We start from the raw sequence: 14175 nt of genomic DNA on the forward strand, positions 1-14175 counted from the left end.
CCCATCCGCCTATGCGGTGGGGTAGTTCATAGCCCAATAACGACTTTCCTGATCGGATTTGATAACCAGGGGATCCCTTATGAACGGCACCAGCTCTATCTCCAATGGCTCAGTCAACTTCGATCCCTATACGCCTGTTTTGGCCAACTACTACACACCCAGCGCTTATCTGCGAAGCGATTTGGAATCGGGCTTACTGGAAAGTCGCCACGGTGAACGTCTCTTGGCCCTTCCAGAAGCATTGCTGCGGGGCATCTACACGGGCCTGGAATACGAGACTGGCCAGGCTGCTCGTTTGGTATTGCGCAACTGTGGTCGGATGTGGGGCAAGGAGTTTTTCCGCCGTTTTGCCCAAGAACTCTCCGACTACTACCAGAAGCCTTTGGCCGAGCTGGAGATGGGCCTTTTCCTGCAAAGTCTGAGACAAGCTTGGAAAACTCATGGCTGGGGATTGATCGAGATCGACTGGACTTACAAAGATCAAGGAGTGCTGGTGGTGTCGATTCGCAATTCCCCCTTCGCTGCCGTCACGCCTCCCCATTTCAAGCGGCCGATGGGCTTTCTGGAGGCGGGGCTGTTGGCCACCTGGTTTAGCCAGCTAACCGGCCAGGATTTGCTCTGCGTGCAAACCGCCAGCGAGGCTTTGGGAGCAGAGAGCAATTTGTTTGTCGTGACCGCTGCCGCCCGCCTCAAAGAGGGAGAAGCCTGGGTGGACTCCGGCCTCAGCCACGAGCAGATCCTGGAAAAGCTCCTGCAGCCCAGCTAGGCGATGGGGGCTGGTTTTCCCCAGAGGGATGGGATCCCAACAGGGATGAGTCTGTATAATTTTCTGGAAGCAAGGCGAGCTCAAGCGCGCGAGGGTGTGGCCATTGGGGTGGCGAGTCAGAGCAATTCGGGGAGCCATCACCGTACCTACAAACAGTGCCGAGGCCATTGGCGCGGCGGTGGCTGAGCTGCTGGATACGCTAGAGCACCGCAACGCCCTCGATCCGGCTGAACTAGTCAGCGTTATTTTTTCCGTTACCCCTGATTTAAATGCAGCTTTTCCCGCCCAGTTTGCTCGTCGTCGCCCCGGTTGGGAGTCGGTGCCTCTGTTGGATGTGCAACAGATGGAGGTGAGCGGCGACTTACCCCGTTGCATTCGGGTTTTGATCCAGTTGAATACTCCACTTGCTCAAGCGGACATGCAGCATGTTTATCTGCGAGGTGCCCGCGAGTTAAGGCCAGATCTCAGCACTGTTTGATCGATCCATACAGCACCAGCACAGGGTTGACACTCTCACCGACTAAAGTCGGGGGATTTCTACACTGGAGGTGGGACAGTCTGTTGCCATGGGCAACATGGGGCATGATGGATCCCGGATTTGCCCCGCTTATTCTGGGGGAAAAGAATGGCTTAACTCAAGTTGATCCGGGTCGTATCACTACTGATTTGGGAAGGCGCAGAACATCCAGATTCACTCATAGACTTACTTGGACTTACAGTCATTTTAAACAGGTATGAAACATTTCCATCCAGCTCCCCTTTCTTTTTGGGAGATGGGGTGATGGCAGCGGCACAGAGCACTTGGGGGGCTTCTCAATTAGCTTAAAATGACTCTACTTAAGATAAGAGTAGATCTGAGAGCTCAAGGAGACAGCTTTTCTCGCAGACGGTTTTCCCACTGTTGCAGTTGCTCTTGGCGAGCGGCCACCTCTGCTTCGCGACGGCTCAGCTCTTGGCTTTGCCGAGTCAAGGATTGCCGCCAGCTTTCAATCTCCGACAGATCCACCAGACTGTGGGTTCGGGATAGGTTGTGCAACATCTCCACCAGCTTCATGGCTGCCTCTTCCACCCGCCGTACCTGCCGCTCTTCCGAAAGCTCAACCAGCAGCAACACCCCAATGTTGTAAGGGCCAACCTCTTTGCAGGTGACCCCTTCTGGCTTGCGCAGCGGCATCCAAACCCCGTCCTCGGCCTGCCGGGCCAAGAGCTGCAGCTCCCCCTGGCCGAAGAGACTTTTTTTGTGTACCCGTGCCAGATACAGCATGGAACATGCAGGAAGATGCTGCCGATTTTAGCACCGATCCCTTTTATTGAAGAGGGATCCCGTCCCTACACCCAAACCTGGGTTTTGTTGTCCGTGCCACCAGGAGGATCAATGCTAGGATCGGCTGTGGAATGGATAAGGCTCAACGCTCTCCCGTTTTCATCGTTTAGGGATCCCTGGCATGTTTCTCACCCAAAGCCCCTACTTTTTGATGGCAGCGCTGGTGGCGATTGCCAGTGGAGCCATCTTCGCGGTTCGGTTCATCAAGCGCGAGGCCTCCGCTGAGTACGACGTGATTTTTGCCACGATGGGCCTGATCTATTCCGTCTGTTTGCTCTTGGAAGGTCAGCGGCTCATTCCGTTGCTGTTCTTTGCCCAGGTGCTGTTGGCGGTGATGGCCGGCTGGTTTGCCCTCGAAACTTTCCGGTTGCGCATCCTCTTGAGTGAAAAGGCACGGCAGGTGGGCGGGGCTCGTCCGACCGTTCGGCGGCAAGGCTTCAGCCGCACCTATCCCCCGGATGGCTATGCCCAAGGGCGCACGGTTTCCACCCGGGCTGAGGGATCCCGTATTCGCGACACCTCCTCCACCCGCTCCATTCCCGAAGGCAGCGCAGAGCCGAGCCGTCGCCCGCGGCCCCAACTGACCAGCGATACCCGTGTGCGTCCCCGCCGCCGACCCGAAGGGGATGAGTATTACGAGGAGCCAGGGGTCCGCCCGCGTCAGGATACGGACTACGATGAACCAGCACCGCCGCCAGAGGCCCGCCGCCCCCGTCGCCCTGCCGAAGAGTATCCAGAGGATGTGGATGTGCAGGAAGAGCGCAGCACAGGTACAGCTACTCGTCGCCGTCCCCCACGGTTGCCCCAAGACCAAGGGGAAAGCTACGCGGATGAACCCCCCCGCCGTTCTTCCCGCCGCGTTGTCGAAGTAGAGCCAGTAGAGGTGGAGCCAGAAGAGTATGATGACGATCTGTTCTGATAGGCTCTCAATGCCGATCTGAACTTGATAGAAGCAGCGCCAGGGTCAATTAGTCGGATCCCTCAGCCTGTGTTGCGCATCCCGGCGGCAATGCCGTTAATGGTAAGTAAAGCTCCACGCAGAAGTTCAGCTCGGTCGTAGCGTGTTCGTCCGGTGCGGGATCCCTGATGCTCTCGCAGGCGCTTGAGGAGAGAGACTTGGATAAAGCCGAGGGGCACAATAGAGCGGTTGCGCAACTGCACCGAGCGCTTCAAATAAGGGTCGTTCTCCAACAGTTCGCTGTGACCCGTAATCTGCAGCACTATTGTGCGAGTACGGTGCATTTCTTGGGCAATACACTCAAACAGCTCCATCGCCCGCTCTAGACGCTCTGGAGAGCTCATCTCCCGCACGTAGTGACGCGCTATTTGCAAATCCACCTTGGCCAGAGTCATCTCCACTTTGGAGATCACCATGCGGAAGAAAGGCCATTCGCGATAGAGGTGCTGCAGGTGGTTGAGGTTGTGCTCGCCCCTGGCCACGTATTCTTGTAGGGCGGTGCCAACCCCATACCAGGCCGGCAAGAGAAAGCGGCTTTGCGTCCAACTGAATACCCAGGGAATGGCCCGCAGGGATCCGATGTCTTTTTGGCTACCGCTGCGGCGGGCGGGACGGGAACTGATCTGCAGTTGGCTGATCTCTTCAATGGGGGTGACCTCGTGGAAAAACTCCACAAAGCCCTCCTGCTCGTAGACCAGGTTACGGTACACCTGCCGGGAGCGCTCCGCCAAGGATTCCATCAGGCGCGACCACTCGTGCAGATCGTTGGGGTAGGTGCGCAGTAGGCTGGCCTGGATCACGGCGCTGGTGACGGTTTCCAGGTTAAAAATGGCCAGATCCTGGAGGGAATACTTGGAGGCCAACACCTCTCCCTGTTCGGTAATTTTGATGCGGCCCCCCACACTGCGCCCTGGCTGAGCCAAGATGGCCTCGTAAGCCGGGCCCCCTCCACGGCCCACCGAACCGCCCCGGCCATGGAAGATCTGCAGCTTCACCCCGTAGGATTCGGCCACCGTCTGCAGGCGTTGTTGAGCCTTGTAAATCTCCCAGTTGCTGCTCAAAAAGCCGGAATCTTTGTTGCTATCGGAGTAGCCCAGCATCACCTCCTGCAGATTTCCCTGCTGAGCCAAGTACTGGCGATAGAAAGGGATCTCCAGCAACTGCCGCAAAACTTCCGGGGCCCGCTTCAGGTCTTCGACGGTCTCAAACAGCGGCACCACCGCCAGGGATCCGCGACCGCTAATGGGATCGTAGAGCCCCACCTCCTTGGCCATCAGCAGCACCTCCAACAGGTCGCTCAACTGGCGGCTCATGCTGATCACATAGGTTTGGCAAATGGCCAAGCCGAATTCCTGCTGCATGCGGCGCAGGGTGCGAAAGGTGGCGATCAGCTCTGCCGTTTTCTCTGAAAAGGCGATCTCCAGCGGTATCAGAGGCCGACGGGTTTGCAGCTCCTGCAGGAGAAAGGCGGTTTTTTCCTCTTCCGTCATCTCGCTGTAGGGGCGCGGCAAAATGCGCAGGTACTCGAAAATTTCCGTGAGAGCGGCTTCGTGGTAGCTGCTGTCTTGGCGGATATCCAGATGGGCCAGGTGAAAGCCAAACACCTGTACCTGTTGAATGAGATGATCCAACTGACGGCAGGAAAGGCCGCTGTTTTTCAAGCTTTTCTGGATAAGCTGCAAGTCGGCCAGGAATTCTTCCGCGTTGGCATAGGCGTTGTCCACAGGGGGAGGGGTGGGCAAACAAGCGGAGTCGGCCAAGTTGCGGTTGCGCTCCCGCGTTAACTCCAGCCGCCGCTGAATGTAGCTGAGCTTGAGGCGGTAAGGCTCCTGGCGATATTGCAGCGAAAACGATTCGTAAACCTCAGGCATGAGGCGGTGATCCTGCTCAAGGGCATCCAGCAGTTGGCTGTCCACATCCCCCCAGTGCAGGGAAATGCTCAGGGTTTTGGTGAGAGCCTTCACCGATTCGATGTACTTGCCCAGGATGAGGTTGCGCTGATAGCGGGCCGTTTGCCAAGTCACATCGGCGGTAACGGAAGGGTTGCCATCCCGATCCCCGCCTACCCACGAGCCGAAGTTGCAAAATCCTGCCGGCGGTGGCTCGACGCTGGGAAAAGCTTTTTTCAGGCTGCGGCTGAGGTACTCGTGCAGCAGGGGGATGGCCTGAAACAACACCTCTTCAAAATAGTGCAAAGTGTAATCGACTTCGTTCAAAACAGTCGGCTTGGACTGATGCAACTCGTCGGTGCGCCACCAAAGCAAAACTTCTTCCGCCATCTGTTCTTTTATCATCTGGGCCTGCAAAGGCTGGGTTTGTTCTGCCCAATCCAGTTGGCCGAGCAGGCGAGAGAAAGCTCGTTGCTTCTCGCGGATGGTGTGGCGGACGATCTCGGTGGGGTGGGCGGTAAAGACCATGCGAATGTGCAACTGCTCCAGCAATCTGCGCAGTAGGCCCGGCGGCACCCCTTGAGCCCGCAGGTAAGGGAACAGCCGTTCAAATTTTTCGTTTTCTCGCACGGTACGTTGTTGGCTATCCACCATGCGCATGTCCGAGTCTTCTGCCCGTTCGTAGTGCTGTTCAACAATGTTGATCAACTGGAAGAAGAGGGCAAAGGCCCGTGCCGTTTGGATGGTGGCGTCGAGGCTGAGGTACTCGATAATTTGTAGTACCTCTGGGATCGGGTACTCCAGGGCTTGTCCTTCTGGGGAACACATGGAACGCAGTCGCTGCAACAGATCCACCAGAGACTGACCGCACTCCTGCAGGATCACCGATTCCCAGAGTTCTTCCACCAATTGCAGGCGACGGTTCAACAGGTTGTTCCTGCGGTTGAAGGTTTCGTGGACTTGGAGGGAATGGGCCAAGGGATCCCGTTCCCCAAACAGGGATGCCTCCTTCAGCCCGTTGGCAGAACCCGCTGCCCCCTCTGCAGCGGTCAGGTGGGGGGAAGAGGTCATGAAGGCAGCTCCTAGAATAACCATCCCAATATTAGAGCCTGTTTGTCGAAACGGCAGATGTAGCAGGTATCACGCTCAGATTGCGGTCTTCTCCGCGTCGGATTTTGTAGTTGAGCCTACAAATTGCAAGAAAAAAGTGTTTTACCTTGCCGCAATACCGGTCTAACGCCTTGTTGACAGGAGTTCTGGTGGCTGCCACCCTGTTTATCAACGCACATCTGCTGGATCCCGACCAGGGATTGGACAAAATCGGGCAACTGCGGGTGGAGGAGGGCAAGATCGCTGCAATTGGACGCCACCTGCCTGTCTGTGGGGCAGAAGTTGTGGATTTGCGAGGGCAGCTCCTCACCCCTGGCTGGATCGATATTCACACCCATGTTTTTACATCAGTGGGGGATTTTTGTCTGCCGGCGGATGAGGCGGGGATCCGCTCAGGGGTGACCACGGTGGTGGAGGCGGGGATCACCTTCCCGGCGTTTTGTGCAACGGTGGCGTCAACTGCCCAGACGCGGGTTTATGCTTTGATCCTTCTCTGCTCTACATCGCCACTGCGGATTTCATCGCCCACCGCCTCAGGCTGGCTGTGGATTGGAAAAATCAAGATCTGGATCGGGCCAGAGCAGTGATCGAGACCCATCGCCAGGTGGTGGTTGGCCGCAAGGCTCGTCCCACCCTCAAGCTGGGAGAGAGGGAATCACCCACGCTCACTTCCGCTCTGATTCTTGGCGAAGAATATGCCTGCCGATCATGATTCATCTGGGCCGCTTCCCGATGGATGAGGTGTTGGATCCCTTCGATTTGTTGGATCGCCTGCGTTCGGGAGAGATTGTCAGCAACGAACAAAAGGCCCGCGCCCGCGACTACGCATTGCAGGTGGCAGAGCTAGAATCCAAGGCAATTGCAGCTTTCAACCGCAAGTTGGCAGCCTTGTCACCGGCTTGAGCCGCTCTGGAGCGGATGCCCATTTTATGATTTCGGATCAGCAGTGGATGGAACGGTGTCTATCCCTGGCCCGTTCCACACCTCAGCGTCCCTCTCCCAATCCACGGGTGGGCTGCGTGATCGTGCAGGGGGATCGGGTGGTGGGGGAAGGCGTTCATCCGGGGGCAGGGCAGCCCCATGCGGAGGTGTTGGCTCTGCAACAGGCGGGATCCCTGGCCAGAGGGGCAACGCTCTACGTCAACCTGGAGCCCTGCAACCACTATGGCCGTACCCCTCCCTGTACCGAGGCCATCCTAGCTGCCGGGATCCGGCGGGTGGTGGTGGGGATGCAGGATCCCAATCCCTTGGTGGCTGGCAAAGGGATCCGACGCCTGCAGGAGGCGGGGATCGACGTGACGGTGGGAGTGCTGGAGTGGGAGTGCCAGGAGCTGAACGAGGGGTTTGCCTTCGCCATTGTGCGGCAACAGTGTTTCGGCCTGCTGAAATACGCCATGACCCTGGATGGCAAGAGCGCCGCCGCCACCGGCCACAGCCGCTGGATCAGCAACCCTCTGGCGCGGCAGTGGGTACACCAACAGCGGGCCTGGCACGATGCGGTGATTGTGGGATCCCGAACCGTTTGGCAGGATAATCCGCGCCTCACCTGTCGTCTGGCGGAGTTGCAGGGATCCCAGCCGTTGCGGGTGGTCCTCAGCCGTTCCCTGAACCTACCTCCCGTCGCCCATCTGTGGCAGGTGGAAGAAGCGCCGACGTTGGTGATCACAGAAGCTGTGGCAACCCATCCTTTGTGGGGATCCCTGGCCAAGCAGGGGGTGGAGCTGCTGCATCTGCCCCAAGTAACCCCCTCGCGGGCGGCACAGATGCTCTTTCAGCGGGGGTGTCTGAGTGCCCTCTGGGAATGCGGGGGCACGCTGGCCTGGGCAGCCCTCAAAGATGGGGCGATCCAGAAAGTAGCCGCCTTCATCGCTCCCAAGATCCTAGGCGGAGCCGCTGCGCCAACCCCGGTAGCAGGGGAGGGGATCCCTGATGTCAACCAAAGCTGGCAACTGGTGGAGCCGCGGCTGGAGACCTTGGGGGATAACTGGCTAATTACCGGAAAGATCTCCTCTTCAGTTGGCCGCAGTGACTTACTACAGTAACCAGCTTTCAATTGCCATGAGGTTTCTGAACGAACAGGCTGCTGTCTTTTCAATGTAAATGGATATACTCATCAGAAAAACACAACATTTCTGCATAATAGGGTTCAGAATTGAGCTAAATTGTGCTAAGCTAGTCGGCGTTCTGGGGAGTCAATAACATTTGGGTAAGGTTAGCAAAATCAAGCTATAGGAATCTATCAAGATTCTTCTGAGGTGAGCCTTGCAAACGGCAACGACGAAGACTCTAGCCTCTTTGTCCAGCCCTTCTTTGCTTGCCCAGTGAGCGGCTTGAAAGTCGTCCTATCTCATTTTCAAGTACAAATCCCAGGATAAGGAAGGGCATTGTGTTGAATCTTTTTGCCAGCCTACTGTTTGCATCCGCTTTCCTCAGCCCATCGGGAAACGTCGTCATCGAGGGGGATCCAGGGGAGTGGATTTTCGCCGATCATCAAGTCCTAGAAGGGGTTACTCTAACCCTTCTCACACGGCCTGGAGAGAGCTTGGCCTCTTGGAGAGAAATGCTCTCCGTCATGGACGTTCATGTCCAGGGATCGCCGCGCTTTCTCGCCAACCACATGCGGGACAACCTCCTGGCTAGCTGCCCCCAAACGACTTGGGAGTTTCATCGGGAGAGCGAAGAAGATGTGCTCTACGAGTTCCGCAGTGCTGGTTGCCGTGGGACGGTGAGTGGAGTTGAGGAACATGAGATTGGCCGGATCACCCGAGGCCCGCGCGGCAGTGTGCGCATTGCCTACGCCGCCAAGCCCCAGATGATGCCTGAACTGCGCAGCCGCTGGCTGAACTTACTGGGCAGCGAGGTGGGGACAGCTCAGGGTTTTCCCATTCGCAACCTCAGCGGGGCGATTGCACAGCCTTCTTCCCCGGCTTCAGAAGTCCCAACCTCAGAGCGGCAGATCGCCCAGTGGCTGCAGGAAGCAACCGATGCCCTGAAGCAGCAGGAAGATTTGCTGGCTGAGCTGGATCGCCTGGGTCAGGAAGCGCAAGCAGATGCCCGTGCCTACAGCGGAGAGATCCCCAAAGGGGCGGGGCTGAAGACAATCGGCCTGTACCGAGGTCGGGGGGACGGCAGCCCTGGCGAGGCCACAACCGAGTTCAAGACCACTGACACCTTGATCTGGGCCATCTTGCCGGTGGGCAACCTTCCTGCCAACGCCAAGGTGGAGATGCTCTGGTACTACGAGGGCGGAGAAGCTGGGGGCGAGCAACTAATCCGCAAGCTCGATGTTCCCTGGGATCCCGGCGACACGGTGCAAGGCTATTTGAGCTTCAGCCAGCCCTACACCGGCCGCTACCGCGTCGAGATTCATGTCAACGGCGAGAAGGTGGGAGTTGGCCGCTTCACAATCCAATAGTCTCCTGCAAGAAGTACCCCTCCTACGGGGTTACACAGGCTTGGGGGTGGACAATCTCCATCACCAACTCCGACGGGGTGAAGACTGTTGTGCTGGGATCCAGAGGGGGGCTTGCTATCCTCGACGGGTTCTGCTGACAGGCCTGGCTTTGAGGTTGTAGATAAGGCTGGTGCGGTATTGCAAAAGCAAATTACGCAGGTAAAGGGGCAAGTTGCGTCGGTAGAGGGAGCGGGTTTTGCGGTAGATAGATTTGCTGCGCCGGTTAATCGCTTGGCTGCGCCGCTGCAGAGAGGTTTGGAGTGGACGTTGGAGTGCCAGGGATCCGGGCGCACGCATCAACCTTGGCCGTACCATGTCCCACCTCAAGAGCAGCGTTGAACGTTGGATCCAGTGTAGGGGATCCTCAGGGAAGCAGCCGCCAGCGGGTCAGCCTATTCTGCAGGTGGTCTGCCCAGCTTGCCGAGATCCCGGCAAAAGCTTCATCCCTCTCCAGATCTTGCAACAACTGCCGACCCAGAGGTGCCAGACGGTACCGGTCGGTGATCCCCTGCCCATCCACTTCCCGTCGCAACAGCCCTACCTGAATCAGCCACATCAGCTCCTGATCCACCCGCATTTCCGATAACGGGCGTCGGGTGTAGCCCGCTTGAACGCCCGCCCAACCTGCAATCTTTGCCGGTGGGATCCCTTTTGTGCTCATGGCCTGCAGCAAGGGCAACCGAAAAGGGCTGCAAATCCAGGCACGCCAAGCCCTTCTGTACACTGACTCAGAGTCATGGAGCATGAGGGACAAGGGGAGTCCTTATGTTCTTATTCAATTCTGTCAATGGCCGTTGAGCAGCAGGCTTGTTACAATAAATTACGATATGTTGATCATCCTTGCCATTGTTGTCCTCCTGGGATTCTGGGCGCTGCGCTTGATGGAGCAGGCTTTTCAGAGTCAGGAGTTCTCGCGCATGTTGGCAGGGACACTGGTGGCTGTGGCTGCCGGCGGCGTCTTGACCTGTTACTTTCTGATGAGCGATACCCTTCAGATGTTGTTTCATCTGCAAGCGCAACCTTCCTCCCCTTACTCTTACTCTCAAGATCTGCTCTCCGATTTGAGCTGGCTTGACTAGGCCAATTGGGTTGCCAGCCAGGCTCGGATGCTTCGGATCATTTGGTGGTTGGGGGCCAGTAGGTTCTGGTAGATCAACTGTCCAAAAGCATCGATGGGGCTGAACTCTTGCCCGACTTGGAAAGGATAGCTAAAACCCAGTGGAGTGAGGTGATCCCCCTCGAGATGCTGCCACTCGGTATAGCCTTGATACTTGCGGCAAAGCTGTTGGTAGAGCAGAGGAATGTCGTCAATATCATCCTGTCGAAATTCCACAAGCAGGTTGTGTCTAACCGGATACTGCTCCTCAATTAAGCGGTTGGTTTCTGCTGGGGAAGGCTCGAACTCTAACCACAGATTCACAGGTGGCGAGGAGGATCCCATCCACATCCGCCACAGATCGGCAAGCTGTTGTTGAGGCCAAGCTTGAGCCAACAGCCGCAGCAATGGCAAAGCCCGATCTAGCCCGGCATTGCTGTAGGCCAGGAAAATATTGCCTCGCCGCTGGGATCCCAGAGAAGGAACGGCTAGACAAGAGAGGATCTGCAACTTACAGCCCAGGCTATGACCCAAACCAAACAGGGGCAACTCCAGCAAACCCTTGCTTTGCAGGCTTCTGTGCAAAGATTGGGCTGCGTTGAGTGCCAGTTGGGCGTGATCGATATCGGTGGTGTAGGGGGTGGCAACAACGGCCATGCCCATACGGGCCAGTTCTTCCAGCAGGCGGCTGTAGAACACTTGCGGGGCAGCTCCCACAAAAGCTCCACCCAGAAAGTGAACGACGGCGCGGGGTTGAGGGGGCAGAAGGAACCAAGTATGCCCATCGGTTTGCCAAGTTGGTGCCATGGTGTTGCAACCTCGCCTGCGAGTTTGTTGAAGCTTTCCCCATAACCCAGCGCTCGGCAGATCCCACTTTGCCCACTTTACGCCGGTTCCCCGCGCTGGCCAGCCCCTGGAACTCATCCTAATGGACATCTTGCCCAGACATGGGGATCCCCAGTTAACTTCTGATGCAGCAGGCAAAACTCTGCCCCGCCTCAGACTGAGGTTCTCACACAGCCTACAGAGGGGTGGTGCGCTGCACTCGCCGAGATTGGGTTTTGAGTGTAGGATCCCTGCTCAAAAGTTGCTGTGGCTGCTATGACTAGGGCAGTGGGTGGTGAGGGATCGTGATGAAGACTTCACAGCTTGCAAAAGGATGCCTGCTGATCGATTGTCGGGGCTTTGATGAAAAGACGATAAACCTGTTTTTTGCACCTGGGCCCGATCCCTATCGGGAAACAGAAGAATTTCTCCTGGACTGCGAGATGCGGGCAGATGAGCTGCCCCGACATTTGCGGCGGGCCTTGCTGGAGTTTCAGTTGTATTCCAATTCGGAAGGGATCCTGCTGCTGCGGGGCTTGCCCGTGGATCCCGGACTAGACCATACCCGCACACCGGCTCTGGCGCAGCGCTCCGAGGAGAAAACCACTTTTGTCAGCGAACGCTGCTTGGCAATGATCGGCAGCCGCTTGGGGCATTTGGTCTCCTACATTCAAGAAAAGAACGGGGATTTGTTTCAAAACTTGGTGCCTACTCCCGGCAGCGAAGAAGTGCAATCTTCTGAGGGATCCCGCACTCGGCTACAGTTTCACCGCGAGACGGTTTTTCATCCCCACTCACCGGAGTTTTTGCTGCTGTTTTGCCTGCGCCCCGACCATGATCGTGTGGCGGAAACCACCTACGCCAGCATCCGTCATGTCCTGCCTCTGCTAGGAGAGCGCGATCGAGAGCTGCTGTTTGAACCCCTGTATCGCACCGGCATCGACTACTCCTTCGGCAACCGGCAAGCCCTGATCAATGGACCCATTTTGCCGGTGCTGTATGGCCGTCGAGAGGATCCCTTCTGGAACTACGACGAAGACCTGATGGTGGGGCTCACCCCCGAAGCCAGTCTGGCTCTAGAAGCCCTGAGGAAGGGAATCCACGCTGTCTACCGAGGCATCAAGCTGGAAACAGGGGATCTGCTCTGTATTGACAATCGCCGCACCGTTCACGGACGGACTGCCTTCTCTCCCCGCTACGATGGCTTCGACCGCTGGATCCAGCGCTCATTTGTGGTGCGGGATCTCGGCCTTTCGGCAGGGGATCGCCATCCCGGTGAGCGCATCATTCGCACCGCCTTCGCAACAGATGATGAGGCCCAAGCTGCCCTCAATGGGGAGCAGGTCTGTCTCAGAAGATCCTGAGAAGTTCGCAGACTTCAGCGCCATCCATAGCTCAAGTCCGTAAAAGTACTATTGGCGATTTCCCCGAAAGGGTTTGGATGAGTCGCCCCAGATTCTGATGTCAAAATACGTGATCCTCACGATGGCTATCGCAGAGCGTTTCCAGCATTCTAGGCTTATGAGCCAAAGCCATCAATTCTTCTCACGATTGCGAGGTTAAGATGAGCATTCGCCAGATCATCGATGAGGTTTTACAATCTTCGGTTTTAACTCTGCAGCAGGAGTCCAGCATTAACCAAATCCTCTGGGAAAAAAACTATGATCTATCTGATCTAGAGGCTTTAGATAAGCTGGTGGAAGCCATTTTGCGCCAAGAGGTAAGGGCTGCTTCCGATCCCTGCTAGAAACCTAGCCTTGCTTGCAAACGACGGCAGATCTTGCTCAAAACTTACACACTTACACAACGCACAACTGAGAGCAATTGTGCATGCTCCTAGCATGAGTCGGGATGAGATTCCAATCTCTCGACAATTTCCCGGATTAAATGCTCATCAGAGCGATTGATCTCGGGGTGGAAAGGCGCCTGTTTTAAGTAGCGCTTGAGATCCTGGTAGGCTTGCTGCCAACGGCCCAACTGATAATACAACAGCCCGCGATCCCTTAGGTGGGGCAAGGATTCAGGGATCAACAACAAGATCCGTTCCGCTGCTGCCAAAGCGGGTTCCAGTTCGGCGCGGCTCAGATAAATTTGCTTGAGGTTGTTGAGCAAGCGTACCAAGATCAGGCGGGGAGGGGTGGGGCGTAGGTGGTGTTCTTGGAAAGGGATCCCAGGCCCGTAGATTTGCGACAAAAGCTCTTGACAATCTTCTGGAAATAAAATCTCCCCCTGCTGAAAGGGATCCACAAAAATCTCGGCGCCTGCAAACAGGGGCCGGATTAAAAAGTGGCCGGGCATGCCCACTCCTGCCATGGGAAAATCGATCCGCCGCGCCAGCTCTAGATAGATCAGCGACAGCGTAATCGGGATCCCGGTGCGCCGATCGATCACTTCGTTCAAAAAGCTGTTGCGTGGGTCGTAATAATCTTCGCGATTGCCACGAAAGCCCAGATCCTCAAAGAGATAGTGATTCAAGATCTTGATGACCCGCAGGGGATAACGCTCCGGGGGAAGGCGCTCTTGCACCTCTGCGGCCATCTCATCCAGAGCGGCCACATACTCTTCCACCTCCAGATCGGGATAGGCTTCTTGGGCAATCCAGAGGGCCGCCCGACCCAGATCGATGGGCTCCGATTGGATTTCAAGGGCAAAGCGTTGACGGGCAGCAGGAATGCTCATGAAATGTTAAATATTAAATATTGAGGTTCTTTGCAAGGATCTCGGTTAGCTAAACCGCCGAGAAGCCCCGCCCT

16 protein-coding genes are annotated in these 14175 nt (G+C 56.7%); 10 read left to right on the forward strand and 6 right to left on the reverse strand.

All coding sequences use genetic code 11. The features are described 5' to 3' along the window. Nucleotides 1–79 precede the first annotated feature (79 nt). Together NW815_RS09670 and aroH are read left to right on the forward strand one after the other, a co-directional pair. Complete coding sequence (locus tag NW815_RS09670) at nt 80–766, forward strand: V4R domain-containing protein (RefSeq protein WP_414391215.1); 687 nt, start codon at nt 80–82, stop codon at nt 764–766. A 103-nt stretch (nt 767–869) separates the two neighbouring features. After that, entirely contained in the window at nt 870–1244 is a 375-nt protein-coding gene (aroH, locus tag NW815_RS09675) for a chorismate mutase (RefSeq protein ID WP_011433434.1), read from the forward strand. A 384-nt stretch (nt 1245–1628) separates the two neighbouring features. On the opposite strand, the gene NW815_RS09680 is transcribed toward aroH, so the two are convergent. After that, entirely contained in the window at nt 1629–2030 is a 402-nt protein-coding gene (locus NW815_RS09680; RefSeq protein ID WP_414330894.1) for a hypothetical protein, read from the reverse strand. 181 nt (nt 2031–2211) lie between these two features. Here NW815_RS09680 and NW815_RS09685 point away from each other — a divergent pair, with 181 nt between their 5' ends. Beyond that, nucleotides 2212–3009, forward strand: coding sequence for a Ycf66 family protein (locus NW815_RS09685; RefSeq protein ID WP_414391214.1), 798 nt, complete (start codon nt 2212–2214; stop codon nt 3007–3009). A gap of 62 nt (nt 3010–3071) precedes the next feature. On the opposite strand, the gene ppc is transcribed toward NW815_RS09685, so the two are convergent. Then, nucleotides 3072–6008, reverse strand: a complete 2937-nt coding sequence (gene ppc, locus NW815_RS09690) for a phosphoenolpyruvate carboxylase (protein WP_414415952.1) — start codon at nt 6006–6008, stop codon at nt 3072–3074. 188 nt (nt 6009–6196) lie between these two features. On the opposite strand from ppc, the gene NW815_RS09695 reads away from it, so the two are divergent. The 4 genes from NW815_RS09695 (at nt 6197) to NW815_RS09710 (ending at nt 9462) form a co-directional block, all read left to right on the forward strand. After that, nucleotides 6197–6634, forward strand: coding sequence for a hypothetical protein (locus NW815_RS09695; RefSeq protein WP_414388757.1), 438 nt, complete (start codon nt 6197–6199; stop codon nt 6632–6634). A gap of 121 nt (nt 6635–6755) precedes the next feature. After that, complete coding sequence (locus tag NW815_RS09700; protein WP_011433441.1) at nt 6756–6950, forward strand: hypothetical protein; 195 nt, start codon at nt 6756–6758, stop codon at nt 6948–6950. A 26-nt stretch (nt 6951–6976) separates the two neighbouring features. Further along, nucleotides 6977–8089 carry a bifunctional diaminohydroxyphosphoribosylaminopyrimidine deaminase/5-amino-6-(5-phosphoribosylamino)uracil reductase RibD gene (gene ribD / locus NW815_RS09705; protein WP_414415953.1) on the forward strand — a complete coding sequence of 371 codons (1113 nt, stop codon included), beginning with the start codon at nt 6977–6979 and terminating at the stop codon, nt 8087–8089. Nucleotides 8090–8433: 344 nt separating this feature from the next. Continuing rightward, nucleotides 8434–9462, forward strand: a complete 1029-nt coding sequence (locus tag NW815_RS09710; protein ID WP_414415954.1) for a hypothetical protein — start codon at nt 8434–8436, stop codon at nt 9460–9462. Nucleotides 9463–9576: 114 nt separating this feature from the next. On the opposite strand, the gene NW815_RS09715 is transcribed toward NW815_RS09710, so the two are convergent. Further along, nucleotides 9577–9816, reverse strand: coding sequence for a hypothetical protein (locus NW815_RS09715; protein WP_414390845.1), 240 nt, complete (start codon nt 9814–9816; stop codon nt 9577–9579). A 49-nt stretch (nt 9817–9865) separates the two neighbouring features. Continuing rightward, nucleotides 9866–10246 carry an Npun_F0494 family protein gene (locus tag NW815_RS09720; RefSeq protein ID WP_414390848.1) on the reverse strand — a complete coding sequence of 127 codons (381 nt, stop codon included), beginning with the start codon at nt 10244–10246 and terminating at the stop codon, nt 9866–9868. 82 nt (nt 10247–10328) lie between these two features. On the opposite strand from NW815_RS09720, the gene NW815_RS09725 reads away from it, so the two are divergent. Continuing rightward, a complete protein-coding gene (locus tag NW815_RS09725) occupies nt 10329–10580 on the forward strand; it encodes a hypothetical protein (RefSeq protein WP_414390850.1) in 252 nt (83 codons plus the stop codon). On the opposite strand, the gene NW815_RS09730 is transcribed toward NW815_RS09725, so the two are convergent. Beyond that, the gene (locus NW815_RS09730) at nt 10577–11404 is read right to left on the reverse strand and encodes a DUF1350 family protein (RefSeq protein WP_414390853.1); all 828 of its coding nucleotides are present in this window, start codon (nt 11402–11404) and stop codon (nt 10577–10579) included. The genes NW815_RS09725 and NW815_RS09730 overlap by 4 nt on opposite strands. Nucleotides 11405–11730: 326 nt before the next feature. On the opposite strand from NW815_RS09730, the gene NW815_RS09735 reads away from it, so the two are divergent. Then, a complete protein-coding gene (locus NW815_RS09735; RefSeq protein ID WP_414342621.1) occupies nt 11731–12786 on the forward strand; it encodes a TauD/TfdA family dioxygenase in 1056 nt (351 codons plus the stop codon). A 200-nt stretch (nt 12787–12986) separates the two neighbouring features. Further along, entirely contained in the window at nt 12987–13169 is a 183-nt protein-coding gene (locus NW815_RS09740; RefSeq protein WP_414342619.1) for a hypothetical protein, read from the forward strand. An 89-nt stretch (nt 13170–13258) separates the two neighbouring features. Here NW815_RS09740 and NW815_RS09745 read toward each other — a convergent pair whose 3' ends face one another. Continuing rightward, nucleotides 13259–14101, reverse strand: coding sequence for a SirB1 family protein (locus tag NW815_RS09745; RefSeq protein ID WP_414342618.1), 843 nt, complete (start codon nt 14099–14101; stop codon nt 13259–13261). Nucleotides 14102–14175 lie beyond the last annotated feature (74 nt).

The sequence above is a fragment of the Synechococcus sp. R6-7 genome, assembly GCF_047461695.1.
GTDB lineage: Bacteria > Cyanobacteriota > Cyanobacteriia > Thermostichales > Thermostichaceae > Thermostichus.